Raw genomic sequence first — 22,657 nt, forward strand, 5'->3', positions numbered from 1 at the left:
CCGGCGGTTACGCCCCCAGCCCGCGCGCCACCGTGTAGATCACCAGTCCGGCCAGCGAGCCGACCACGGTGCCGTTGATCCGGATGAACTGCAGATCACGGCCGATGTGCGCCTCGATCTTGCGGGTGGTGTGCTCGGCGTCCCAGCCCGCCACGGTGTCCGTGATCAGGGAGGTGATCTCCGCCCGGTACGTCGTCACGACGTGCACGGCGGCGTCCTCCACCCAGCGGTCCACCTTGTTCTGCATGGACGGCTCGGCGGCCATCCGGGCGCCCAGGGACAGCAGGGAGGACCGCACGCGCAGCCGCAGCTCGCTGCGCTCGTCCTCGGCGGCGGACACGATCATGGCGCGTACGGCCGTCCAGGCGGAGGCGATCAGGTCCTGCACCTCGCCGCGGGCCAGCACCTCGCCCTTGAGCCGTTCGACCCGGGCCCGGGTCTCGGTGTCGGACTGCAGGTCGGAGGCGAAGTCGATGAGGAACCGGTCGAGGGCTCCGCGCGCAGGGTGGGACGGCATGTCCCGCATCTCGACGCAGAAGCGGACCAGTTCCTTGTAGACGCGCTCGCCGACCTTGCGGTCGACGAACCTCGGCGTCCAGCCGGGCGCGCCGCCCTGCACGGCCCCCATGACGTCGTCGCCGTGCAGCACGAGCCAGTCGTGGGCCTTGGCCACGATCAGGTCGACGGCCCGCCGGTGCCCGCCCTCGGCGACGATGCCCTCCAGCATCTTGCCGACGCCGGGCGCGATCTCACGGGCGTCGGCGCGGCGCGTGATGGCCTCGCCGACGACGGCCTGCACGTCGGAGTCCCGCATGACCGTCAGGGCGCCGCGCAGCGCGGTCGCCAGCTCGGCGGTGACCCGGTCGGCGTGGTCCGGTTCGGCGAGCCAGGCGCCGAGCCTGCTGCCGATGCCGACGGCGCGCAGCCGCTGCCGTACGACGTCCTCGGAGAGGAAGTTCTCCCCGACGAACTCGCCCAGGGAGACGCCGAGCTGGTCCTTCTTGTTCGGGATGATCGCGGTGTGCGGGATGGGCAGGCCCAGCGGATGCCGGAAGAGGGCGGTGACGGCGAACCAGTCCGCGAGCGCGCCGACCATGCCGGCCTCCGCGGCCGCGGCGAGGTAGTCGGCCCAGGGGCCGGCGCCGTGGTGGGAGGCGACCTCGGCGAGGACGTACACCAGCGCCACGAACAGCAGCAGGCCGGTCGCGGTGAGCTTCATCCGCCGTACGCCGCGCCGCTTCTCCTCGTCGGCGGCGGTGAACGTGGTCATGGCGCGGACGGCCGCCGCGGGCACGTCCCGGTTACCGGGCGGCTGCGGCCGGGCATGCTCCCCTACGCCACGCGTCGCCGATTCCTCCGGATTCGTACGTTCCATTCCGCTCCGTCCGTCCGTGATCCCCCGCACACATTGTCCCTTCCCGACCTACTCCTGGAACGAATCAGGAGTTCCCGGCGTCTGTGCCTTGGGGGGAGAGCGATGACGACTCCGGAGGACTCCGGGCGGCCCAATGGGGGGTCTGTGCAACTCCCTTCCGCCTTATGACGCATCATGAGGTGATCACATCGGAGCCTCGGGCTCCCATCCGTCCGAGGAGAACGCACCGCATGACCAGGCGTAACGGTTATGCCTTGCTCGCCGCGATCGTCGCACTGATCGTCACCCTGTCCGTCGCCCTGTACGTCGGCGTCGCCGCCGACCAGGGCGGCACCACCGGCAAGACCGCCCCGGCACAGCGCGGCGCCGGGCGTGGCCCCGCCGCCCCCGCCTCCACCGGCCTGTGGGTGGGCGCCTGGTCGGCGTCCCCGGTCGGCGCCGAGCCGGGCACCGAGGTCGAGGGCCTGGTGGGCCGTTCCCTGCGCAACGTCGTGCACGTCGACGTCGGAGGTACGAGTGCCCGGATCACGCTGTCCAATCTCTACGGCCAGTCCGCGCTGACGATCACGCACGCGTCGATGGCCGTCGCCGCCGGCACCGGCACCGCGGCCGCCGTCGCGGACACCATGCGCCGGCTGACCTTCGGCGGCAGCACCACCGTCGTCGTACCGCCCGGGCAGCAGGTGCTCAGCGACGCGGTGCGCATCGCGATCCCCGCCGACTCCGACGTGCTGGTGACCACGTACTCGCCGACCCCGTCCGGCCCGGTGACCTGGCATCCGCACGCACGCCAGACCAGCTACGTCGCCGAGGGCGACCTCGCCGAGGACACCACCGGCGCCGCGTACACCGGCCAGGTCACCTCCTGGCGGTATCTGACCGCGCTGGACGTCCTCAGCAACGAGTCGGACGGCACCGTCGTCGTCTTCGGGGACTCCCTCACCGACGGCATCACGTCCACGCTGAACGCCAACCGCCGCTGGACGGACGTCCTCGCCCGCCGGCTGCGCACCGCGATCGCGGCCGGCCAGGAGCTGCCCCGCTACAGCGTCGTCAACCAGGGCATCAGCGGCAACCAGGTCCTGGCCAGCGGCACCGGCCGCCCCGCCGACAACCAGGCCGGCCTCGGCCGCTACCACCGGGACGTGCTGTCCCGCACCGGCGTCAAGGTCGTCGTCATCGACCTCGGCGTCAACGACATCCTGCGCAACCCCGGCGTCGCCGACCCCGAGAGCATCCTCGACGGGCTGCGCACCCTGGTCCGGCAGGGCCACGCCCGCGGACTGAAGGTCGTCGGCGCGACCCTGATGCCCTTCCAGGGGCACCGCGGCTACACGGACGCCCGCGAGCAGGTGCGGCAGCAGATCAACGCGCAGATCCGCGCGGGACGCGTCTTCGACGCGGTCGTCGACTTCGACGCGGCGGTGCGCGACCCGTACAACCCGCGCCGGCTGCGCGCCGACTACGACTCGGGCGACCATCTGCACCCCAGCGACCGCGGCTACCAGCGGATGGCGGAGAGCTTCGACCTCGGCCTGCTGAAGGGCGCGGCCCCCGCCGAGCTCTAGCCAAGGGCTGTCCCTCAGTCAGACGCCTCGCGCCGCCCGGCCTTGCGCTCCAGCTTCTCGCGGCGGCGCTCCTCGCGCAGTTCCTGCTTCTGGGCGCGGGTCAGCTTGCGCTCCACGCCGACCCCGCCCCAGAACGCGAACCCGGACACGATCACCCGGGGCCCGCCGGGATCGCCGAGGACGCCGTTCTCCCGGTGGTCGAAGCCGCCCATGACGCCGACGCCGCGCACCACGACCTCCACGCCGGGCGGCACGATCACCTGCACCCCGCCCATGACGGCCACGCAGTTGATCCGGATCTCGCGGTCCGCGAAGTCCGCGTCGCGCAGATCGATCTCCCCGCCGCCCCAGAACGCCACGCAGTTGAGCCGCTTCGGCGCCGTCCACCGCCCCTTGCGCTGGAACCCGGACAGCACGGCGACCGCCCACGACGGGGAGTCGTCACCGCCGACGATCCGTCCCGGCCACGGCTCGTCCGCCGTCGCCGGGCGCTTCACCATGTCGACCCGCGGCCCGGGCGCCGCGCCGGCCGGCAGATCCCGGGTCAGCGGCTCCAACTCGCCGTAGGTGCGGGCCCGGTAGGTGGCGTCCAGCCGTTCCTCGAACTCCTCCATGTCGAGCCGCCCCTCCGCGAGGGCGTCCCTCAGGACCTCGGCGACCCGTTCACGGTCGCTGTCGGAGGCGCGCAGCTCCGGGGCGTTGTCGGTCATGACAGCAGCCTACGAGCAACTCCCGCCCGGGGGCTATGAGATGACCCGTCCGGCGCCCTCGACCGGCGGCCCGGACGGGTCGGCCGAGGTCCGCAGCATCCGCGCGATCACGGCCTCGATGTCCGGCTCCCGCACCGACAGGTCCACCAGCGGGTAGTCGGCGGCGATCCGCGCCACCAGCACCGCCGCCGACTCGGACGCCGGGAACGCCAGCCACTGCCGGGGCCCGTCCACCTTCACCACCCGGGCCGGCGCCGCCTGGATCGGCGGCAGCTCACGCTCCAGGTCGACCACCAGCGTCCGTTCGCTCTCCCCGACCTCGTGCAGCCCGGCGAGCGCCCCGTCGTAGACCAGCCGCCCGTGGTCGATGACCATGACCCGGGAGCACAGCTGCTCGATGTCCTGCAGGTCGTGCGTGGTCAGCAGCACCGTGGTGCCCCGCTCGGCGTTCAGCTCCCGCAGGAAGGTCCGCACCCGCGCCTTCGACATCACGTCCAGACCGATCGTCGGCTCGTCCAGGTACAAAACCTCCGGGTCGTGCAGCAGGGCCGCCGCGATGTCCCCGCGCATCCTCTGCCCGAGGGACAGCTGCCGCACCGGCACGTCCAGCAGCTCCTCCAGACCGAGCAGATCGACGAGCCGGTCCAGGTTCTCCCGGTAGCGGGCGTCCGGGATCCGGTACATCCGGTGCATCAGCCGGTACGAGTCGATCAGCGGCAGGTCCCACCACAGCGTGGTGCGCTGCCCGAACACCACCCCGATCCGGTGCGCCAGCCGGGTCCGCTCACGGGACGGGTCGATCCCGGCCACGCGCAGCCGGCCGCCGCTCGGCGTCAGGATCCCGGTCAGCATCTTGATCGTCGTCGACTTCCCGGCGCCGTTCGGCCCGATGTAGCCCACCATCTCGCCGCGCGCCACCCGGAAGGAGATCGAGTCGACCGCCCGCACTTGGCGCCGCTCCCGCTTCAGAAAACCCGTCCTGCGGCGGACGTCGAAGACCTTCTCGACCCCGTCGACCTCGATGAACGCCTCGTCCTCCATGCCCGCTCCTCAGCTCCCCGTGCTCTGGTACGCCCGCAGCCCCGCCCGCCACGCCAGCCCCGCCGCCGCACAGCACACCGCCGCGACCAGCGGTGACACGTACGCCGTCCAGCCGGGCAGCGCCACCGGGTACGGCCGCCCCAGCACATGCGCGGCCGGCACCCAGTTGACGAAGGCCAGCGGCAGCGTGAACGTCACACCCCGCACCAGGTCCTTGCCGAACACCGTCGGCGGATACTGCAGCAGCGTCGTCCCGCCGTACGTGAACGCGTTCTGCACCTCGGCCGCGTCCTGCGCGACGATCTGGAACGCCGCGCCCGCCACGAACACCGCGCCGAAGATCACCGCGCCGCTCACCACCATCACCGGCACCAGCAGCACCTTCGCCGCCGTCCACTCCACGTCCACCGCCGACAGCGCCCAGCCCAGCACCGCCAGACCCTGCGTGATCCGGCCCAGCCGGCGCAGCGCGAAACGGTCCGCGCCGACCTGCGCGAGCACCGGCACCGGACGCACCAGCAGCACGTCGAACGACCCGTCCCGCATCCGGGCGCCCAGCACGTCCATCGAGCCCAGCACCAGATCCGCGATCCCGAACGCCGTCACCGACAGCCCGTACAGGAACGCCACCTCCGGCAGCGTCCAGCCGCCCAACGTGTCGACCTGCGAGAACATCAGCAGGATCCCGACGAAGTCCAGCCCCGTCAGCAGCAGATTCCCCACCACCGTGACCAGGAAGGACGTCCGGTACGTCATGCTGGACCGCACCCACATCCCGGCGATCAGCCCGTAGGCCCGCAGCCCCTCCCGCACCGCGCCGCGCTCAGCCACCCTGCACCACCACCCGCCGTGTCGCCGCAGACTGCAGCGCCCGCCCCGCCGCCAGCAGCACCACCGCCCAGCCCGCCTGGAAGGCCAGCGCCCCCGGTACCGACGTCTCCCCCATCAGCACGTCCGCCGGCATCTGCAGCTGCGCCGCCCACGGCAGCACCCGCACCACCTCGCCGAACGCCCCCGGGAACGCGTTCAGCGGCAGCACCATGCCCGAGAAGAAGATGCCCGCGATCATCAGGGCCTGGTTCACCCCCGTGCCGTCCATCAGCCAGAACACGCTCAGCGCCACCAGATAGCGGATCGCGAAACTCACTATTCCGGCCAGCAGCAGAGCCACCGTGAACGCCGCCCACCGGGCCACGTCCGTGGGCAGCGCCATCGGGAAGAACAGCGCCCCGAACAGGAACGGCACCACCCCCCGGCCCAGCAGCTGGAACGCCGCCCGCCCCAGATCCCCGGCCAGCCACCACAGCTGCAGATCCGCCGGCCGGTACAGATCGACCGCGATCTCCCCGGTGCGGATCCGCTCCATCAGCTCCTTCTCCGCGCCCCCGCCCTGGATCGCCAGCGTCGCGAACAGACACTGCCCCAGCCAGACGTAGGTGACGGCCTGCGCCTGGTCGTATCCGCCGAGCCCCGGCCGCTCCTCCCACAGCGCCAGATAGGTGAAGACGAGGATGACGCCGAAGACGGTGTTGGTGAACACCCCGGCCGCCGTGGCCAGCCGATAGGTCGCGTACCGCCGGAACCCTCCGGCCGCGACGGCCAGATACAACCGCCCCGCACCCACGCCCACCGCCCTCTCGCCCGCACCGGCACCGAAGCGCAGGAGCCTAATGGCGGCACGGCACGGCCTGCCAGCCGATTTCCGGGGCACCCTGAGGCGAGAGCCCGCTCACTTTCCCCCAACACGCGCGCCTTTCCGGGAACGGAACACCCGGCGCGAGAGTCTTCAATGGGGGCGCAGCAGGCGTACGAGGGCGTACGGGAAGTACGACGTGAATCAGGAGTCCGAGCACGACATGAGCGAAGAGCCGCAGCCACAGCCGCAGCAGCCGGCCGGGAAGCAGAAGAGACCCCCGCGCACGGGCTGGCGACGCATCGTCCCGACCTGGCGCATGGTCCTCGGCACCTTCGTCATCGGCGTGCTCCTGCTCGCCGGCCTGTTCTTCCTCGGCTACTCCCTGGTCAAGATCCCGCCCGCCAACGCGCTCGCCACCAAGCAGGCCAACGTCTACCTGTACGCCGACGGCTCCGTGATCGCCCGCGACGGCGAGGTCAACCGGGAGAACGTCACCCTCGCCCAGATGTCCAAGCCCGCCCAGCACGCCATCCTGGCCGCCGAGGACCGCGACTTCTACACCGAGTCCGCCGTCGACCCCAAGGCCATGCTGCGCGCCGCCTGGAACACCGCCACCGGCAAGGGCAAGCAGTCCGGCTCCACGATCACCCAGCAGTACGTCAAGAACTACTACCTGCGCCAGGAGCAGACCGTCACCCGCAAGGTGAAGGAGTTCTTCATCGCGATCAAGCTCGACCGCGAGAAGAGCAAGGACGACATCCTCGAGGGCTACCTCAACACCAGCTTCTTCGGCCGCAACGCCTACGGCATCCAGGCCGCCGCCCAGGCCTACTACGGCATGGACGCCAAGGACCTCGACGCCGCCCACGCCGCCTATCTGGCCGCCCTGGTCAACGCCCCCAGCGAGTACGACGTCGTCGCCCACCCGGAGAACAAGGCCGGCGCCGTCGCCCGCTGGAACTACGTCCTCGACGGCATGGTCACCAAGGGCTGGCTCAGCGCCTCCGAACGCGCCGGGCTGAAGTTCCCGATGCCGAAGGAGTCCGCGACCTCCACCGGACTGTCCGGACAGCGCGGCTACATCGTGCGGACCGTCCAGGACTATCTGATCCGCAACCGGATGGTCGACAAGGAGGACCTCGAGTTCGGCGGCTACCGCATCACCACCACACTCGAGAAGAAGCGCCAGGACGCCTTCGTCGACGCCGTGAACGACAAGCTGATGTCCAAGCTGGACAAGAAGGACCGCAAGGTCGACAACTACGTCCGCGCGGGCGGCGCGTCCGTCGACCCGAAGACCGGCAAGGTCGTCGCGATGTACAACGGCATCGACTACGTCAAGCAGTACACCCCGAACGCCACCCGCCGGGACTTCCAGGTCGGCTCCACCTTCAAGCCGTTCGTGTTCACCGCCGCCGTCGAGAACGAGTCGACCACCCGCGACGGCCGCCCCATCACCCCCAACACCATCTACGACGGCACCAACCGGCGCCCCGTGCAGGGCTGGCAGGGCAAGTACTACGCCCCCGCCAACGAGGACGACGTCTCCTACGGCGACATCTCCGTGCGCTCCGCCACCAACAAGTCCGTCAACGCCGTGTACGCCCAGATGGCCGTCGACGTCGGCCCCGAGAAGGTCAAGGACACCGCGGTCGAGCTCGGCCTGCCCTCGGCCACCCCCGACCTGGAGCCCTACCCCTCGATCGCGCTCGGCACCGCCACCGCCAGCGTCCTGGACATGGCGGAGGCCTACGCGACCCTCGCCAACCACGGCAAGCGCGGCACCTACACGATGATCGAGAAGGTCACCAAGGACGGCGCCGAGGTCGTCGAACTCCCCACGCGCAAGCCCTCCCAGGTCGTCAGCCGCGAGGCCGCCGACACCACGACCTCGATCCTGCAGAGCGTCGTCGACAGCGGCACCGCGACCGCCGCCCAGGCCGCCGGCCGGCCCGCCGCGGGCAAGACCGGCACCGCCGAGGAGGACACCGCGGCCTGGTTCGCCGGCTACACCCCCGACCTCGCCACCGTCGTCGCCGTCATGGGCCAGGACCCCGTCACCGCCAAGCACAAGTCGCTGTACGGCGTCATGGGCCTCGACCGGATCAACGGCGGCGGGGCGCCCACCGAGATCTGGGCGCAGTACACCAAGGCCGCCCTGAAGGGGAAGCCGGTCACCGACTTCGACCTGGAGCTCCAGGAGAACGCCGAGGTTCCCCAGTACCCCACCGCCGACCCGACGCAGGGTGACGAGGACGAGGGCGACGAGGACGAAGGCCCCTCCGGGGAGCCGACCTCCGGCACCGAGGGACAGACCGGCGGCGAGACGCCGGGCGGCCCCGACGGCGGCACCAGCACCGGCCAGGACGGCGGCACGGACACCGGCGGCACGACCGACGGAGGCACCACGGACGGCGGCCAGGACGGCGGCACATCCGACGGCGGTACGACCGACGGCGGCACCGGCGGCCCGGGCGGCGCCGACGCCGGCACCACCACCGGCCAGGACGGCGGCACGAACACCGGGGGGCCGGGGACGACGGGCACGACGGCGGGCTTCCCCACCAGAAGGCCATAGCGGGCTCTCAGTGGCCGCCGGTCGCCTTCAGCCCCACGACGGCGACCAGCAGCAGACAGACGAAGAAGATCCGCGCCGCGGTGACCGGCTCCCCCAGCACCCCCATGCCGACCACCGCGGCACCGGCCGCGCCGATCCCGACCCACACCCCGTAGGCCGTGCCGATGGGCAGCGAACGGGCGGCGTACGACAGCAGCAGCATGCTCGCGACGATGCCCGCGCCCGTGAACAGGCTGGGGACGAGCCGGGTGAAACCGTCGGTGTACTTCATGCCCACCGACCAGGCGACCTCGAGCAGACCGGCGACGACGAGCAGCACCCAGGCCATGACGGAAACCTCCGAGACGTGACGACGACGTGGAAACGGGTGCGTCGTCTTTGCCTGCGTCCCGGTACGGCGCGTCTCGTCGGGCACCCCCCACGCTAGCAAGCCCACGGAAGAGGGGGCCGGTGACGCTGGTCACCGACCCCCTCTTCCGGTCTCACAGATAGAGCCCCGTGGAGTCCTCCGACCCCTCGAACCGGTCGGCGGCCACCGCGTGCAGATCGCGCTCGCGCATCAGCACGTACGCGACACCGCGCACCTCCACCTCGGCACGGTCCTCCGGGTCGAACAGGACCCGGTCGCCCGGCTCCACGGTACGTACGTTCTGCCCCACCGCGACGACCTCGGCCCAGGCCAGCCGACGGCCCACGGCGGCCGTCGCGGGGATCAGGATGCCGCCACCGGAACGCCGCTCACCCTCGCTGGTGTCCTGCCGCACGAGTACGCGGTCGTGGAGCATCCGAATGGGCAGCTTGTCGTGTTGGGTGCTGTGCTCGTTTCTGTTGGCGCTCACGTCTCGAACCTACCTGCCTGTGCCGCCGGTGCACGCCGCCGGGTCGGGCCCTCAGCCCTTGCGGCGCCGGGTGCCGAGAGCCAGCAGCCCGACCAGTCCGACCGCGACGAGCGCGACCGGCACGATGCGCTCCAGACGGGGCGCGCCCTCCTCGTCGGTGAACTTGGCCCTGACGTCGCTCACGGCCCGGTTGACGCCCACGTAGGCCCGTCCGAGCGTGTGGTCGATGTTCGCCACGACCTTGGCCTTGGCGTCGCCCACGATCGTCTTCGGGTGCACCCGCACCCCGATCTCATCGAGCGTCTCCGCCAGCACAGCGCGGCGGGCCTTGATGTCCGCCTCGATCTGTGCCGGGGTCCTGGTGTCCGACGTCTCCGCCACCGTACGGCCTCCGAAGTGAACTGATGATGTTTCCGGACAGTCTGTCAGCTCTACGGCGAACCGCACCGTCAGGCTCCCCGGTTACGCTGGTCCGATGAGCGAGCGACTCCAGCCGGGGGACGTGGCCCCCGCCTTCACCCTTCCCGACGCCGACGGCAACGAGGTGTCCCTTGCGGACCACAAGGGCCGCAAGGTCATCGTCTACTTCTACCCCGCCGCCCTGACGCCCGGCTGCACCAAGCAGGCCTGCGACTTCACGGACAACCTGGAGCTGCTGACCGGCGCCGGTTACGACGTCATCGGGGTATCCCCCGACAAGCCGGAGAAACTCGCCAAGTTCCGCGACAAGGAGTCCCTGAAGGTCACGCTGGTCGCCGACCCGGACAAGAAGGTCCTGGAGGCGTACGGCGCCTTCGGCGAGAAGAAGCTGTACGGCAAGACGGTGGTCGGCGTCATCCGCTCGACGGTCGTCGTCGACGAGGAGGGCAAGGTCGAACGCGCCCTCTACAACGTGAAGGCCACCGGCCACGTCGCCAAGATCATCAAGGATCTGGGCATCTGACGCCTGCGGGCGCGCCCCGACGGCTCCCACCCGGCCACCCCGGTGGGAGCCGTTCCGCTTTCCGTGCGTGACTCCCCCCCGGATCGACTCGTTGATCCGTACGAGCCGCGAACGGGCGGTCGAGTCCGGGGAGGGACGCGATGGGGGCGGGCATGGAGCGTGGGGGCGTGAAGTGGACGCGAGACGTGCTCCAGGAGGCGGTCACGGCCTCGACGAACATGTCCCAGGTCCTCCGCCACCTCGGCCTGGACGTGGTGGGCGGCCACCACACGCACATCAGCCGCCGCATCAAGGCGTACGGCATCGACACGTCGCACTTCCGCCTCCCCTCCCGGCGCGGCCGGCCGTGGCAACGGCGTACGCCCGAGAAGTTCCTGGTCGAGCAGCCCTCCGGTGAGGCCCGGCGCATCCCGAGCGACCGGCTCAAGTGGGCGATGGCGGCGGTGGGCGTACCCGAGCGGTGCGCGTTGTGCGGTACGCCGCCGGCCTGGCGAGGCCGCCCGCTCCCCCTGGAGGTCGATCACATCGACGGCAACTGGCGCGACAACCGCATCGGCAATCTCCGGCTGCTGTGTCCCAATTGCCATGCGACGACGGACGGGTACCGGGGCCGGGCCAAGCGGCGGGCCGGGAAGGGTGCGGCGTGAGGGCGGCCGGGGCACAGGAGCGCCCCACCGTCGAGGAGCTGCGCGAGGCGGTGGCCCGGTCGGAGTCGCTCGCCGCAGTCCTGCGTCTGCTCGGGCGCCCCGACAACGGCGGTCAGCGAATTCTCCTGCGGCGGTGGCTGTCCGAGGCCGGCATCTCGACGGCGCACTTCCTGGGCCGGGGCCATCGACGCGGGAGGCCGGGCGTGGTCCCGCTCAAGCGTCCCGAGGAAATCCTGGTCCGGCACGAGGGCGGCCGTCGGACGAGGACGGTGCTGCTGCGCCGGGCGCTGCGCGAGATCGGCGTGCCGGAGGCGTGCGCCGAGTGCGGTACGGGGCCGGAGTGGCTCGGGAAGCCGATGACCCTGGAGGTCGACCACATCAACGGCAACCCGAGCGACGACCGGCGGGAGAATCTGCGGCTACTGTGTCCCAACTGCCACGCCACCACGGCGACGTGGTGCCGGGGCGGCCGTCGCCCTTCCCCTCAATGAGCCGATGCACGACCGGTACGATGTGCGTGCATGCGGCCGTGGCGGAATTGGCCTACGCGCAACACTTAGGATGTTGTGGGAGAAATCCCTTGAGGGTTCGAGTCCCTCCGGCCGCACACCTGTGATTCGAAGGTCCGCCCGCTGTCGGGCGGACCTTCGTCGTTCAGCCCAGCAGTTCGCGGACCACCGGGGCCAGGGCGCGGAACGCCTTGCCTCGGTGGCTGATGGCGTTCTTCTCGGCGGGGGTGAGTTCCGCGCAGGTGCGGGTGTCGCCGTCGGGCTGGAGGATCGGGTCGTAGCCGAAGCCGTTGGTGCCGGACGGACTGTGGCGCAAGGTGCCGTCGAGCCGGCCCTCGACGACGCGTTCGGTGCCGTCGGGGAGGGCGAGGGCGGCGGCGCAGGCGAAGTGGGCGGCTCGGTGGCGGTCGTCGATGTCGCCGAGCTGGGCGAGGAGCAGATCGAGGTTGGCCTGGTCGTCGCCGTGCTTGCCGGCCCAGCGGGCGGAGAAGATGCCGGGGGCGCCGCCGAGGACGTCGACGCAGAGGCCGGAGTCGTCGGCGACGGCGGGCAGTCCGGTGGCCTGGGCGAGGGCGTGGGCTTTGAGGAGGGCGTTCTCGGCGAAGGTGACGCCGGTTTCCTTGACGTCGGGGATCTCGGGGTAGGCGTCCGCGCCGACGAGTTCGTGGTGGAGTCCTGCGTCGGCGAGGATGGCCCGGAGTTCGGAGATCTTTCCGGCGTTGCGGGTGGCGAGGATCAGGCGGGTCATGGCCCCCAGTATGGCGGCCTGCCGTGGGCGCCGGTCAGGGCGTGCAGACCTTGGTGAGTTCGCCGGCGGCGTCGGTGACGGGGCTGATGTCGGGGGTCTCGTCGCCGTTCTCGATGGCGTCGCGGACGTTGGTGACGGCCTTCTGGAGGTCGTCGACGGCCTTGTTGACGTCGGCGTCGTCGGTCTGGTCGCCGATCTCGCCGAGGTTCTTGTCGATGGAGGTGAGCGATTCCTCGAGCTGGGTGGGGTCGTCGCTCGCGTTCTCCACGGCCTGCTGGAGTTCGGTGACGCTGTCGGCGATGGCGTCGGCGGTCTTGACGCAGTCCATCGCCTTGCTGACGGCGTCGCAGCCGGTGGTGAGCCCGGTGGTGAGGGCCAGTGCCGCGACGGCTGCGGCGGCTGTGGCGATGCGGCTCCGGCGGCGTCGGCTCGTGGCCATGGTGGTCGTTCCCCTCCCTGCGCGGGCCTCGCGGGCCCCCGTGCACTGGCCGGGCGCACAGCGGTGTGCCGTACGCCCGTACCCGTAGTGACGCCGGGGAGGGCGGTGCGGTTGCCCGGGCCGGCCCGGTGTCTTGGTTTGTTCTTTACTGTTCGAGGACGGCGTCGAGGGCCTTGCGCTGGAGGTCGGCGAGTTCGGTGCAGCCGGCGACGGCGAGGTCGAGCAGGGTGTCGAGTTCGGCGCGGGCGAAGGGTTCGGCCTCGGCGGTGCCCTGGACCTCGACGAAGCGGCCGTCGCCGGTGCAGACGACGTTCATGTCGGTGTCGGCCTTGACGTCTTCCTCGTAGCGCAGGTCGAGGAGGGGGACCCCGTCGACGATGCCGACCGAGACGGCGCTGACGGTGCCGGTGAGGGGCTTGCGGGCAGGCTTGATGAGCTTGCGGCCCTGGGCCCAGCCGATGGCGTCGGCGAGGGCGACGTAGGCGCCGGTGATGGCGGCGGTGCGGGTGCCGCCGTCGGCCTGGAGGACGTCGCAGTCGAGGACGACGGTGTTCTCGCCGAGGGCCTTGTAGTCGATGACGGCGCGCAGGGACCGGCCGATGAGGCGGCTGATCTCGTGGGTGCGGCCGCCGATCCTGCCGCGGACGGATTCGCGGTCGCCGCGGGTGTTGGTGGCGCGGGGCAGCATGGCGTACTCCGCGGTGACCCAGCCTTCGCCGCTGCCCTTGCGCCAGCGCGGGACGCCTTCGGTGAAGGAGGCGGTGCACAGCACCTTGGTGTCGCCGAAGGAGACGAGGACGGAGCCTTCTGCGTGCTTGCTCCAGGCGCGTTCGATGGTGACCGGGCGGAGCTGGTCGGGGGTGCGGCCGTCGATGCGGGGCTGTGAGGACATGGCCCGAGCCTAGCGGGACGGGCGAAGGGCCCTTCCCACCTGGGGAGGGCCCTTCAGGGGGTGAAGCCGGGGACGATGCCCGCGCTTCACATCATGTCTTCGATCTCCGCGGCGATCGGGTCCGCGTCGGTGCCGATGACGACCTGGATGGCGGTGCCCATCTTGACGACGCCGTGGGCGCCCGCGGCCTTGAGGGCGGCCTCGTCGACGAGCGAGGCGTCGCTGACCTCGGTGCGGAGACGGGTGATGCAGCCCTCGATCTCCTCGATGTTGTCGATGCCGCCGAGCCCGGCGACGATCTTCTCAGCCTTGCTGGCCATGTTGCCTCTCCCTGATCCGAACCGCTTGGTCGCAGTAACCCACAGTTGGCCCATCTTCGCGAGCGGTCGTGCCGTCTGTGTCGAAGGATGGCCTTCACGACAGCGGAACCGTCCGTCGACTGGTCTACACCACCAGGGGGACGCCCGACAAACCGCCCACTGACGACAGGGGTTCGGATGACTGCCGACAGTACGGTCAGCCCCGGGCGGGCCCGTTGGAACAGGCTGTTCCAGGGGCTGCAGAAGATGGGGCGCAGTCTTCAGCTGCCGATCGCGGTGCTGCCGGCCGCGGGCATCCTGAACCGGCTGGGGCAGCCGGATGTGTTCGGGGACGACGGTCTGGGGTGGACCGATGTCTCGCGGGTGATGGTGGGGGCGGGCAGCGCGCTGCTGGACGGTTCGCTGGGGCTGCCGCTGCTGTTCTGTGTGGGTGTGGCCATCGGCATGGCGAAGAAGTCGGACGGGTCGACGGCGCTGGCGGCGGTGGCGGGGTTCCTCGTCTACTACACGGTGCTGCGGCAGTTCCCGGACGACTGTCCGGAGGGGTCGAAGGCGGTCCCGAACGTGGGCTGTCAGTTGCAGGACGGCTCGGTGACGGTCTTCGAGTTCCAGAATCCGGGGGTGTTCGGCGGCATCGTGATGGGGCTGCTCTCGGCGTTCTTCTGGGCGCGGTTCCACCGGACGAAGCTGGTGGACTGGCTGGGCTTCTTCAACGGCCGCCGGCTGGTGCCGATCATCATGGCGTTCGTGGCGATCGTGTTCGCGGCGCTGTGTCTGTGGGTGTGGCCGCCGATCGGTGACGCGCTGGAGAGCTTCAGCGACTGGATGACGGGTCTGGGGGCGTGGGGCGCGGGTGTCTTCGGGATCGCGAACCGTGCGCTGCTGGTGGTGGGGCTGCACCAGTTCCTGAACGTGCCCATCTGGTTCCAGTTCGGCACGTTCACGACGCCGGATGGCCGGGTGGTGCACGGCGACATCAACATGTTCCTGGCGGGCGACCCGGACGCCGGCCAGTTCACCTCGGGGTTCTTCCCGATCATGATGTTCGCGCTGCCGGCGGCGGCGCTGGCCATCACGCACTGCGCCCGCCCGCAGCGCCGCAAGGAGGTCGGCGGTCTGATGCTGTCGGTGGCGCTGACGTCGTTCGTCACCGGGATCACCGAGCCGATCGAGTACTCGTTCCTGTTCGTGGCACCGCTGCTGTACGCGGTGCACGCGCTGCTGACGGGTGTGTCGATGGCGGTGACGTGGGGGCTGGGGGTGCACGACGGGTTCAGCTTCTCGGCGGGGCTGATCGACTACGTCATCAACTGGAATCTGGCGACGAGACCGTGGGCGATCATCCCGATCGGGTTGTGCTTCGCCGTCGTCTACTACGCGATCTTCCGGTTCGCGATCACCAGGTTCGACCTGAAGACGCCGGGCCGGGAGGCGGAAGAGGAAGTGGAGGACGTCACCAAGGTCTGAGGCGCCGGACGAAGGCCACGGGGGGCCTCCGCAAAGCTCCGAACAAGGCCTCATAACGGTCCGGGCAACGCTCGGGAATCGCGGGTTCCTTATCGCACCTTCATCGTGTACAACAGGTCTACACCACTGAGTGGTGTAGACCACCACCCGATGGAGGAAGTCTATGAGCACCGCCACCTCGCCAACGGCGGCCCCCACGAAGAAGTGGGGATCAGGCCTGATCCAGGGCCTTCAGAAGGTCGGCCGCAGCCTTCAGCTCCCGATCGCCGTGCTGCCGGCCGCCGGTCTGCTGCTCCGCTTCGGCCAGCCCGACGTGTTCGGCAAGGACGGACTCGGCTGGGACAAGGTCGCCGCCGTGTTCGCCACCGCGGGCGGTGCGATCTTCGACAACCTCCCGATGCTGTTCTGCATCGGTGTCGCGATCGGCTTCGCGAAGAAGGCCGACGGCTCCACCGCGCTGGCCGCGCTGGTCGGCTTCCTGGTCTACAGCAACGTGCTGAAGGCGTTCCCCGTCACCGAGGCGAAGGTCCAGGCCGGCGAGGACATAGCCGCGACGTACAACAACCCCGGTGTCCTCGGCGGCATCATCATGGGTCTGCTGGCCGCCGTGCTGTGGCAGCGCTACCACCGCAAGAAGCTGGTGGACTGGCTGGGCTTCTTCAACGGCCGCCGGCTCGTGCCGATCATCATGGCCTTCGTCGGCACCGCGATGGGTGTCTTCTTCGGCCTGGTCTGGGAGCCGATCGGTGAGGTCATCTCCGACTTCGGCGAGTGGATGACCGGTCTCGGCGCCGTCGGCGCGGGTCTGTTCGGTCTGATCAACCGCGCGCTGATCCCGGTCGGCATGCACCAGTTCGTGAACACCGTCTCCTGGTTCCAGCTGGGCGACTTCACGAACGCCGCCGGTGACGTCGTCCACGGTGACCTGAACCGCTTCTTCGCCGGTGACCCGACCGCCGGTCAGTTCATGTCCGGCTTCTTCCCGATCATGATGTTCGGCCTGCCGGCCGCCGCCATCGCCATCGCGCACAGCGCCCGTCCCGAGCGCCGCAAGGCCGTGATGGGCATGATGATCTCGCTGGCGCTGACCTCCTTCGTGACCGGTGTGACCGAGCCGATCGAGTTCGCGTTCATGTTCATCGCGCCGGTGCTGTACGTGATCCACGCGGTGCTCACCGCCCTGTCGATGGCGATCACCTGGGCGCTCGGTGTCCACGCGGGCTTCACCTTCTCGGCGGGCTTCATCGACTACTTCCTGAACTGGAACCTGGCGACCAAGCCCTGGCTGATCATCCCGATCGGTCTCGTCTTCGCCGCGATCTACTACTCCGTCTTCCGCTTCGCCATCACGAAGTGGAACCTCCCCACCCCGGGCCGCGAGCCCGAGGAGGAGATCGAGGACCTCACCAAGGCGTGACCCCGACGGCATGACGAAGGCCCCGGAACTCTCACGGTTCCGGGGCCTTCGCCGTACGGTCCTCAGATCTCGTACGTCCGGCCGGGCGCCGCCAGCGACACCGGGCCGTCGTAGACCTCGCGGGCGTCGGCGAGGTTGACCTCGGGGTTCGTCCACGGCGGGATGTGGGTGAGGACCAGGTGCCGGGCGCCCGCGCGGGCCGCCGACTGCCCCGCCTCGCGACCGTTGAGGTGCAGGTCGGGGATGCTCTCCTTGCCGTGCGTGAAAGCCGCCTCGCACAGGAACAGGTCGGCGTCGCGGGCGAGTTCGTCCAGGGCGGTGCTGATGCCGGTGTCACCGGAGTAGGTCAGCACCCGGCCGCCGTGCTCGATCCGGATGCCGTACGCCTCCACCGGGTGGGCCACGCGTTCGGTGTGCACCGTGAACGGGCCGATGTCGAAGGTGGACGGCTTGACCGTGTGGAAGTCGAAGACCTCGCTCATCGACGACGCGGTGGGGGTGTCGGCGTAGGCGGTGGTCAGCCGGTGCTCGGTGCCCTCGGGGCCGTAGACCGGGATGGGCTCGCAGCGCCCGCCGTCGTGCCGGTAGTAGCGCGCCACGAAGTACGCGCACATGTCGATGCAGTGGTCGGCGTGCAGGTGGCTGAGGTAGATCGCGTCGAGGTCGTAGAGACCGCAGTGGCGCTGCAGCTCGCCCAGGGCGCCGTTGCCCATGTCGAGGAGCAGCCGGAAGCCGTCGGCCTCTACGAGGTAGCTCGAGCAGGCCGATTCCGCGGACGGGAACGACCCCGAGCAGCCGACGACGGTGAGCTTCATGAGCCAGAAACCTCCGCTGGCGGGAAATCCGGAAGATCGGGGATGGGGGCGTCGGGGGTCGTGCGGTTCGTCGAGCGTAAGGCGCAAAACCTCCGGTCGCTCCTCCGCACAGCTCTGTTGTGGGCGAACTCACCTGACAGACGCTGCCATCCGGGTTACAGCACGCGCAGCCGTTCGATCAAGGTCCAGCCGCAGTGCGTGTCCATGCCCATGGGGCACCTCCCGGGGCTGCACCAACCGTCCCCGTCTCTCCGCCTCCGGAGTCCGGACCCGGCGGTAGGTGTGCGGCGCCGGTACCTTCGGGCGTATGGACATGTCATGGTGGCCGGCGCTCGGTGTGGTCGTGGTGCTCGCGCTGGTCGCCGCCGTGGTGGACGGCTGGGGGCGGGGCCGCAGGCCGCGGCGGGGAGACCGGCGGCCGGACCGGGAGGGGGAGGCGGAGTGAAGTCGGTCGCCGAGATCCTCGGGCACTTCGACGGGCGGGGGCGCGTCGAGATCACCCTTCGCGGCCTGCGCGTCGCGCGCGCGGGCCGGGTCGGGGCGATCGCGTACGAGTTGGGCTACGCCCTGCACTCCAGGGATGTCCGCAGCAAGAACGTGGTGCGGCTGCACTTCGTCCGGGACGACGACCCCCTGGCCCGCAGACGTGCCGAGGAGACACGGGCCCGGGTCTCGGCGGGTGGGCCGCCCTTGTGGCCCGAGGGGGCCCGCCGGCCCGGCCCGCCTCCGCCCCCGCAGCCGCCTCCGCCCCTGCCTCCGTATCTCCGCGCGGGCGACCTGCGCGGCCGCTGGGACGACGGGGCCACCCGCGCTCGCGCCCTTCCGGGCGGCGCGGGTGGCCTCGGGTGTGACCGGTGATCGTGAGGGCGGTCAGGCCCAGAGCTGGCCCTGGAGGGTCTCGATGGCTTCCTCCGTCGTCGCGGCCGTGTAGACGCCCGTCGACAGGTACTTCCAGCCGCCGTCGGCGACGACGAACACGATGTCGGCGCTCTCCCCCGCCTTCAGCGCCTTCTTGCCGACGCCGATCGCGGCGTGCAGCGCGGCACCGGTGGAGACGCCCGCGAAGATGCCCTCCTGCTGGAGGAGTTCCCGGGTGCGGGTGACCGCGTCGGCGGAGCCGACCGAGAAGCGGGTGGTCAGCACGGAGGCGTCGTACAGCTCGGGGACGAAGCCCTCGTCGAGGTTGCGCAGGCCGTAGACCAGGTCGTCGTAGCGCGGCTCGGCGGCGACGATCTTCACGTCCGGCTGGTGCTCGCGCAGATAGCGGCCGACGCCCATCAGCGTGCCCGTGGTGCCGAGCCCGGCGACGAAGTGCGTGATCGACGGGAGGTCGGCGAGGATCTCCGGGCCGGTCGTCGCGTAGTGCGCGCCCGCGTTGTCCGCATTGCCGTACTGGTAGAGCATCACCCAGTCGGGGTGCTCGGCGGAGAGCTCCTTGGCGACCCGTACGGCCGTGTTGGAGCCGCCCGCGGCCGGGGACGGGATGATCTCCGCGCCCCACATGCCGAGCAGTTCCCGGCGCTCCTGGGAGGTGTTCTCCGGCATCACGCAGACCATGCGGTAGCCCTTGAGCTTCGCGGCCATGGCGAGGGAGATGCCGGTGTTGCCGGACGTCGGCTCGAGGATCGTGCAGCCCGGGGTGAGCCGGCCGTCCTTCTCCGCCTGCTCGATCATGTGCAGGGCGGGCCGGTCCTTGATGGAGCCGGTGGGGTTGCGGTCCTCCAGCTTGGCCCAGATCCGGACGTCGTCGGACGGCGACAGCCGCGGCAGGCGCACCAGGGGGGTGTTGCCGACCGCGGCGAGGGGGGAGTCGTACCGCATCCCGATCAGGCCATACCGCCGGCCACGGCCGGCAGGATCGTGACGTTGTCGCCGTCGCTGAGCTTGGTGTTGATGCCGTCGAGGAAGCGGACGTCCTCGTCGTTCAGGTAGACGTTGACGAAGCGGCGCAGCTGCTCACCCTCCACGATGCGGGCCTGGATGCCCGTGTGGCGGGTCTCGAGGTCGGCGAACAGCTCGGCGAGGGTCTCGCCGTTGCCCTCCACCGCCTTCTGACCGTCGGTGTAGGTGCGGAGGATGGTGGGGATGCGGACCTCGATGGCCATGGGTCGGGGCTCCTGTCGGGAGTAGTCGGTCGGGGGCGCGCGGCAGCGCAGGGACAGCCGTGGGTGTGTGAGTGCGGCGCCGCGGCGCACGGCCGTACGGCGGCAGGGTGTCGCGTCAACAGATGGCGCTGGCGAGCCTGCACAGGTCGACGTGCAGCCGCGCCACGAGCAGCATGCCCGGCGTCTTCCCGCTCACGTCGTGGAGAACCATGGGGTCATCGTATCGATTCCCGGTCCGGGTCCTGGAATGTGATCCCACATCGCGGACGGTCGCGGGCCGCGTGGTGAGACCGGGCCGCCCGGACGGCCCCGCGGGGGGTCTGTCGGACGGCATCCGCGGCCGGGTCAGTAGGACTCGACGATCTTGACCTCCTCCTCCGTGACCTCGCCCTCGAGGATGCGGAAGGAGCGGAACTGGAACTCGCCGAGGCCGTCGGTGTCCGCCGTGGAGACGAGCACGTAGTGGGCGTCGGGCTCGTTCGCGTAGGAGATGTCGGTGCGCGAGGGGTAGGCCTCGGTGGCGGTGTGCGAGTGGTAGACGATCACCGGCTCCTCGTCGCGGTCGTCCATGTCGCGGTAGAGCTTGAGCAGGTCGCCGGAGTCGAACTCGTAGAACGTGGGGGACATCGCCGCGTTCAGCATCGGGATGAAGCGTTCGGGGCGGTCCGAGCCGGCCGGGCCCGCGACGACTCCGCAGGCCTCGTCCGGGTGGTCCTTGCGGGCGTGGGCGACGATCTGGTCGACGAGTGCCTGGGTGATGGTCAGCATGCGGCCAGGATAAGCAGAGGGGCCGCCCCGTACCGAGGGATGGTACGGAGCGGCCCACATGCCGGACGTGCGGTCACGTCCCGGGGGGCGTGGACGTCCTGAGCGGCGGCCGCGCGGGGCACCACGAGTGCTCCCCGCGGCCGGACGTCCGCGCCGGGATCAGCCCACCTTCTCGAGCTCCGGCTCCTCGCCGCCACGGATGGCGATCGCGGGGTTGCGGCTCTTGAGGAAGGCCCAGCCGATGCCGAGGGCGGCGGCCCAGCCGGCGGCGACGTACAGGCAGACGCGCGCGTCCTTGTCGTACGCGATCATGCAGGTCACGCCGATGAGGAAGAGCAGCGCGACCCAGCTGAACAGGGCGCCGCCGGGGGCCGGGAAGGACGACGCGCGCAGCCGGCCCGCGTCGACGGCGGCGCGGTAGCGGATGTGGCTGACGAGGATCATCATCCAGGTCCAGATGCCGGCCGCGGTGGCGACGGAGGTGACGTAGAGGAACGCCTTCTCCGGGACGACGTAGTTCAGGACGACGCCGATGCCCATGAGCGCCACGGAGACGGTGATGCCGACGGCGGGCGTCTTGCGGCGGTTGAGCTTGCCGAACGCCTGCGGGGCCTCGCTGTTGGACGCCAGGTCGCGCAGCATGCGGCCGGTGGAGTACATGCCGGAGTTGCAGGACGACAGGGCCGCGGTGAGGACGACGAAGTTGACGATGCCCGCGGCGAGCGGGATGCCGATCTTGCCGAAGGCGTGCACGAAGGGGCTCTCGCCGGCGGAGAACTCGGTCCACTTGACGACGGAGAGGATGACCAGCAGGGCGCCGACGTAGAAGACGATGATGCGCCAGGGCAGCGTGTTGATGGCCTTGGGCAGGGTCTTCTCGGGGTTCTCGGACTCGCCCGCGGTGACGCCGACCAGCTCGACGGCGAGGTAGGCGAACATGACGCCCTGGAGCGTCATCAGGCTGGAGCCGATGCCGTTGGGGAAGAACCCGCCGTGCGACCAGAGGTTGGAGGCGGCGGCGGTGTCACCGGCGTCCGAGAAGCCCAGGGTGAGCACGCCGAGGCCGATGACGATCATGCCGATGATGGCCGTGACCTTGACCATCGAGAACCAGAACTCGACCTCGCCGAAGATCTTGACGGAGATCAGGTTGACGCCGAAGAGCACCACGAGGAACACCAGGGCGCTGACCCACTGCGGGATCTCCGGGAACCAGAAGTGGATGTAGATCGCGGCGGCCGTCAGCTCGGCCATGCCGGTGACCACCCACATGAGCCAGTACGTCCAGCCCGTGACGAAGCCGAAGAACGGGCCGAGGAACTCCCGGGCGTACTCGGCGAACGAGCCGGAGACGGGCCGGTACAGGAGCAGCTCGCCCAGGGCCCGCATGATGAAGAAGATGACGACGCCCGCGAGGGCGTACATGAGGATGATGCTGGGCCCGGCCTTCGCGATGTTCGCACCGGCACCCATGAACAGGCCGACGCCGATGGCGCCGCCGATCGCGATCATCTGGACCTGACGGCTGCCGAGGCCGCGCTCGTACCCCTCTTCGGGGGCACCCGTGGCCGTCGCGTCAGTGACCTTCGAAGAGGTCATGTGTTGTGCGCCTTTCTCCATGCCGACCCGAGGCCTTTCGTCGGCCGCGGATCGGGTCTCGATCCCCCCGGATTGCTGGAGCTGTGCCCGGCCGGCGATCCGCCGGCCCTGTGGCGCACCCTGCCGAACATTCGGGTGGTGTTCGGCGGGCGGTCGTGAAGATCTATCACGGCGGCAACACCGATCGACGGGGGCGCGTGTGGCGCACCCCACAGGGAGAACCGGACAAAATCACCGCCGC

General features: G+C 70.4%; 26 protein-coding genes, 1 tRNA gene, 1 pseudogene and 1 riboswitch. Of the genes and pseudogenes, 10 read left to right on the top strand and 18 right to left on the bottom strand.

The features are described from left to right. Positions 1 to 7: 7 nt before the first annotated feature. Positions 8 to 1,270: a DUF445 domain-containing protein gene (locus DC008_RS12710; protein WP_208645856.1), complete on the bottom strand. Its 1,263-nt coding sequence runs from the start codon at positions 1,268 to 1,270 to the stop codon at positions 8 to 10. A 335-nt stretch (positions 1,271 to 1,605) separates the two neighbouring features. Here DC008_RS12710 and DC008_RS12715 point away from each other — a divergent pair, with 335 nt between their 5' ends. Then, on the top strand, positions 1,606 to 2,943 hold the full coding sequence (locus DC008_RS12715; RefSeq protein WP_108707083.1) for an SGNH/GDSL hydrolase family protein: 1,338 nt from the start codon (positions 1,606 to 1,608) through the stop codon (positions 2,941 to 2,943). A gap of 14 nt (positions 2,944 to 2,957) precedes the next feature. Here DC008_RS12715 and DC008_RS12720 read toward each other — a convergent pair whose 3' ends face one another. Genes DC008_RS12720 through DC008_RS12735 form a run of 4 tightly spaced genes read right to left on the bottom strand, consistent with a single transcriptional unit; the run spans position 2,958 to position 6,318 of the window. After that, on the bottom strand, positions 2,958 to 3,653 hold the full coding sequence (locus tag DC008_RS12720; RefSeq protein ID WP_108707084.1) for a DUF1707 SHOCT-like domain-containing protein: 696 nt from the start codon (positions 3,651 to 3,653) through the stop codon (positions 2,958 to 2,960). Between the two features lie 33 nt (positions 3,654 to 3,686). After that, a complete protein-coding gene (locus tag DC008_RS12725) occupies positions 3,687 to 4,694 on the bottom strand; it encodes an ABC transporter ATP-binding protein (protein WP_108707085.1) in 1,008 nt (335 codons plus the stop codon). A gap of 9 nt (positions 4,695 to 4,703) precedes the next feature. Continuing rightward, positions 4,704 to 5,525 (bottom strand): ABC transporter permease, encoded by an 822-nt coding sequence (locus DC008_RS12730; protein WP_108707086.1) that lies wholly within the window; start codon positions 5,523 to 5,525, stop codon positions 4,704 to 4,706. Then, on the bottom strand, positions 5,518 to 6,318 hold the full coding sequence (locus tag DC008_RS12735; RefSeq protein ID WP_108710672.1) for an ABC transporter permease: 801 nt from the start codon (positions 6,316 to 6,318) through the stop codon (positions 5,518 to 5,520). The genes DC008_RS12730 and DC008_RS12735 overlap by 8 nt, the downstream gene beginning before the upstream one ends. Positions 6,319 to 6,550: 232 nt before the next feature. Here DC008_RS12735 and DC008_RS12740 point away from each other — a divergent pair, with 232 nt between their 5' ends. After that, complete coding sequence (locus DC008_RS12740; protein ID WP_108710673.1) at positions 6,551 to 8,908, top strand: transglycosylase domain-containing protein; 2,358 nt, start codon at positions 6,551 to 6,553, stop codon at positions 8,906 to 8,908. Between the two features lie 7 nt (positions 8,909 to 8,915). On the opposite strand, the gene DC008_RS12745 is transcribed toward DC008_RS12740, so the two are convergent. The 3 genes from DC008_RS12745 to DC008_RS12755 all read right to left on the bottom strand — a co-directional run bounded on the left by DC008_RS12745 (position 8,916) and on the right by DC008_RS12755 (position 10,128). Then, on the bottom strand, positions 8,916 to 9,236 hold the full coding sequence (locus DC008_RS12745; protein ID WP_108707087.1) for a DMT family transporter: 321 nt from the start codon (positions 9,234 to 9,236) through the stop codon (positions 8,916 to 8,918). Positions 9,237 to 9,274: 38 nt separating this feature from the next. Beyond that, positions 9,275 to 9,344: riboswitch (guanidine-III (ykkC-III) riboswitch) on the bottom strand. A 46-nt stretch (positions 9,345 to 9,390) separates the two neighbouring features. After that, positions 9,391 to 9,747, bottom strand: coding sequence for a GroES family chaperonin (locus DC008_RS12750; RefSeq protein WP_029381647.1), 357 nt, complete (start codon positions 9,745 to 9,747; stop codon positions 9,391 to 9,393). 51 nt (positions 9,748 to 9,798) lie between these two features. Further along, positions 9,799 to 10,128: a DUF3618 domain-containing protein gene (locus DC008_RS12755; RefSeq protein WP_055623375.1), complete on the bottom strand. Its 330-nt coding sequence runs from the start codon at positions 10,126 to 10,128 to the stop codon at positions 9,799 to 9,801. Positions 10,129 to 10,222: 94 nt separating this feature from the next. Here DC008_RS12755 and bcp point away from each other — a divergent pair, with 94 nt between their 5' ends. From bcp to DC008_RS12775, 4 genes and pseudogenes are all read left to right on the top strand, one after another. Continuing rightward, positions 10,223 to 10,690, top strand: a complete 468-nt coding sequence (bcp, locus tag DC008_RS12760; RefSeq protein WP_055623374.1) for a thioredoxin-dependent thiol peroxidase — start codon at positions 10,223 to 10,225, stop codon at positions 10,688 to 10,690. Positions 10,691 to 10,845: 155 nt separating this feature from the next. Further along, positions 10,846 to 11,337 (top strand): annotated as a pseudogene (locus DC008_RS12765) (HNH endonuclease signature motif containing protein); the annotation flags it as partial. Continuing rightward, entirely contained in the window at positions 11,334 to 11,828 is a 495-nt protein-coding gene (locus DC008_RS12770) for an HNH endonuclease signature motif containing protein (protein ID WP_244221349.1), read from the top strand. The pseudogene DC008_RS12765 and the gene DC008_RS12770, both read left to right, overlap by 4 nt. Positions 11,829 to 11,860: 32 nt before the next feature. Further along, a tRNA-Leu gene (locus tag DC008_RS12775) sits at positions 11,861 to 11,944 on the top strand. 47 nt (positions 11,945 to 11,991) lie between these two features. Here the strand turns inward: DC008_RS12775 and rdgB are convergent. The 4 genes from rdgB to DC008_RS12795 all read right to left on the bottom strand — a co-directional run bounded on the left by rdgB (position 11,992) and on the right by DC008_RS12795 (position 14,245). After that, positions 11,992 to 12,594, bottom strand: a complete 603-nt coding sequence (rdgB, locus tag DC008_RS12780) for an RdgB/HAM1 family non-canonical purine NTP pyrophosphatase (RefSeq protein WP_108707089.1) — start codon at positions 12,592 to 12,594, stop codon at positions 11,992 to 11,994. 34 nt (positions 12,595 to 12,628) lie between these two features. Continuing rightward, a complete protein-coding gene (locus DC008_RS12785; protein ID WP_108707090.1) occupies positions 12,629 to 13,033 on the bottom strand; it encodes a hypothetical protein in 405 nt (134 codons plus the stop codon). Between the two features lie 145 nt (positions 13,034 to 13,178). Beyond that, positions 13,179 to 13,925, bottom strand: coding sequence for a ribonuclease PH (rph, locus tag DC008_RS12790; RefSeq protein WP_108707091.1), 747 nt, complete (start codon positions 13,923 to 13,925; stop codon positions 13,179 to 13,181). Between the two features lie 86 nt (positions 13,926 to 14,011). After that, positions 14,012 to 14,245 carry a PTS sugar transporter subunit IIB gene (locus tag DC008_RS12795; RefSeq protein WP_030610403.1) on the bottom strand — a complete coding sequence of 78 codons (234 nt, stop codon included), beginning with the start codon at positions 14,243 to 14,245 and terminating at the stop codon, positions 14,012 to 14,014. Positions 14,246 to 14,422: 177 nt separating this feature from the next. Between DC008_RS12795 and DC008_RS12800 the strand changes: the two genes are divergently transcribed. Continuing rightward, complete coding sequence (locus tag DC008_RS12800) at positions 14,423 to 15,712, top strand: PTS transporter subunit EIIC (protein WP_108707092.1); 1,290 nt, start codon at positions 14,423 to 14,425, stop codon at positions 15,710 to 15,712. Between the two features lie 163 nt (positions 15,713 to 15,875). After that, complete coding sequence (locus DC008_RS12805) at positions 15,876 to 17,129, top strand: PTS transporter subunit EIIC (protein ID WP_108707093.1); 1,254 nt, start codon at positions 15,876 to 15,878, stop codon at positions 17,127 to 17,129. A gap of 62 nt (positions 17,130 to 17,191) precedes the next feature. Here the strand turns inward: DC008_RS12805 and DC008_RS12810 are convergent, their stop codons facing one another. Continuing rightward, a complete protein-coding gene (locus DC008_RS12810) occupies positions 17,192 to 17,944 on the bottom strand; it encodes an MBL fold metallo-hydrolase (protein WP_108707094.1) in 753 nt (250 codons plus the stop codon). Positions 17,945 to 18,251: 307 nt separating this feature from the next. Between DC008_RS12810 and DC008_RS35425 the strand changes: the two genes are divergently transcribed. Both DC008_RS35425 and DC008_RS12815 read left to right on the top strand, forming a co-directional pair. After that, entirely contained in the window at positions 18,252 to 18,389 is a 138-nt protein-coding gene (locus DC008_RS35425; protein ID WP_164492301.1) for a hypothetical protein, read from the top strand. Beyond that, positions 18,386 to 18,802 (top strand): hypothetical protein, encoded by a 417-nt coding sequence (locus tag DC008_RS12815; protein WP_108707095.1) that lies wholly within the window; start codon positions 18,386 to 18,388, stop codon positions 18,800 to 18,802. Before DC008_RS35425 ends, DC008_RS12815 begins: the two co-directional genes overlap by 4 nt. A gap of 12 nt (positions 18,803 to 18,814) precedes the next feature. Here the strand turns inward: DC008_RS12815 and DC008_RS12820 are convergent, their stop codons facing one another. From DC008_RS12820 to DC008_RS12840, 5 genes are all read right to left on the bottom strand, one after another. Further along, positions 18,815 to 19,765: a PLP-dependent cysteine synthase family protein gene (locus DC008_RS12820; RefSeq protein ID WP_108707096.1), complete on the bottom strand. Its 951-nt coding sequence runs from the start codon at positions 19,763 to 19,765 to the stop codon at positions 18,815 to 18,817. Between the two features lie 5 nt (positions 19,766 to 19,770). Continuing rightward, the gene (locus DC008_RS12825; RefSeq protein WP_055623364.1) at positions 19,771 to 20,049 is read right to left on the bottom strand and encodes a MoaD/ThiS family protein; all 279 of its coding nucleotides are present in this window, start codon (positions 20,047 to 20,049) and stop codon (positions 19,771 to 19,773) included. 115 nt (positions 20,050 to 20,164) lie between these two features. After that, positions 20,165 to 20,260, bottom strand: a complete 96-nt coding sequence (locus DC008_RS36330; RefSeq protein ID WP_309544746.1) for a putative leader peptide — start codon at positions 20,258 to 20,260, stop codon at positions 20,165 to 20,167. A gap of 134 nt (positions 20,261 to 20,394) precedes the next feature. Then, on the bottom strand, positions 20,395 to 20,817 hold the full coding sequence (locus DC008_RS12835) for a M67 family metallopeptidase (RefSeq protein WP_108707097.1): 423 nt from the start codon (positions 20,815 to 20,817) through the stop codon (positions 20,395 to 20,397). A gap of 159 nt (positions 20,818 to 20,976) precedes the next feature. Then, complete coding sequence (locus tag DC008_RS12840; protein WP_108707098.1) at positions 20,977 to 22,416, bottom strand: amino acid permease; 1,440 nt, start codon at positions 22,414 to 22,416, stop codon at positions 20,977 to 20,979. Between the last annotated feature and the right edge of the window lie 241 nt (positions 22,417 to 22,657).

It is taken from the genome of Streptomyces nigra, from assembly GCF_003074055.1.
GTDB lineage: Bacteria > Actinomycetota > Actinomycetes > Streptomycetales > Streptomycetaceae > Streptomyces > Streptomyces nigra.

Coding starts and splice junctions, on each gene's coding strand:
- DC008_RS12710 (WP_208645856.1), bottom strand. CDS start 1,270: ATGACCACGTTCACCGCCGCCGACGAGGAGAAGCGGCGCGGCGTACGG.
- DC008_RS12715 (WP_108707083.1), top strand. CDS start 1,606: ATGACCAGGCGTAACGGTTATGCCTTGCTCGCCGCGATCGTCGCACTG.
- DC008_RS12720 (WP_108707084.1), bottom strand. CDS start 3,653: ATGACCGACAACGCCCCGGAGCTGCGCGCCTCCGACAGCGACCGTGAA.
- DC008_RS12725 (WP_108707085.1), bottom strand. CDS start 4,694: ATGGAGGACGAGGCGTTCATCGAGGTCGACGGGGTCGAGAAGGTCTTC.
- DC008_RS12740 (WP_108710673.1), top strand. CDS start 6,551: ATGAGCGAAGAGCCGCAGCCACAGCCGCAGCAGCCGGCCGGGAAGCAG.
- DC008_RS12745 (WP_108707087.1), bottom strand. CDS start 9,236: ATGGCCTGGGTGCTGCTCGTCGTCGCCGGTCTGCTCGAGGTCGCCTGG.
- bcp (WP_055623374.1), top strand. CDS start 10,223: ATGAGCGAGCGACTCCAGCCGGGGGACGTGGCCCCCGCCTTCACCCTT.
- rdgB (WP_108707089.1), bottom strand. CDS start 12,594: ATGACCCGCCTGATCCTCGCCACCCGCAACGCCGGAAAGATCTCCGAA.
- DC008_RS12785 (WP_108707090.1), bottom strand. CDS start 13,033: ATGGCCACGAGCCGACGCCGCCGGAGCCGCATCGCCACAGCCGCCGCA.
- rph (WP_108707091.1), bottom strand. CDS start 13,925: ATGTCCTCACAGCCCCGCATCGACGGCCGCACCCCCGACCAGCTCCGC.
- DC008_RS12795 (WP_030610403.1), bottom strand. CDS start 14,245: ATGGCCAGCAAGGCTGAGAAGATCGTCGCCGGGCTCGGCGGCATCGAC.
- DC008_RS12800 (WP_108707092.1), top strand. CDS start 14,423: ATGACTGCCGACAGTACGGTCAGCCCCGGGCGGGCCCGTTGGAACAGG.
- DC008_RS12805 (WP_108707093.1), top strand. CDS start 15,876: ATGAGCACCGCCACCTCGCCAACGGCGGCCCCCACGAAGAAGTGGGGA.
- DC008_RS12810 (WP_108707094.1), bottom strand. CDS start 17,944: ATGAAGCTCACCGTCGTCGGCTGCTCGGGGTCGTTCCCGTCCGCGGAA.
- DC008_RS35425 (WP_164492301.1), top strand. CDS start 18,252: ATGGACATGTCATGGTGGCCGGCGCTCGGTGTGGTCGTGGTGCTCGCG.
- DC008_RS12820 (WP_108707096.1), bottom strand. CDS start 19,765: ATGCGGTACGACTCCCCCCTCGCCGCGGTCGGCAACACCCCCCTGGTG.
- DC008_RS12825 (WP_055623364.1), bottom strand. CDS start 20,049: ATGGCCATCGAGGTCCGCATCCCCACCATCCTCCGCACCTACACCGAC.
- DC008_RS36330 (WP_309544746.1), bottom strand. CDS start 20,260: ATGGTTCTCCACGACGTGAGCGGGAAGACGCCGGGCATGCTGCTCGTG.
- DC008_RS12835 (WP_108707097.1), bottom strand. CDS start 20,817: ATGCTGACCATCACCCAGGCACTCGTCGACCAGATCGTCGCCCACGCC.
- DC008_RS12840 (WP_108707098.1), bottom strand. CDS start 22,416: ATGACCTCTTCGAAGGTCACTGACGCGACGGCCACGGGTGCCCCCGAA.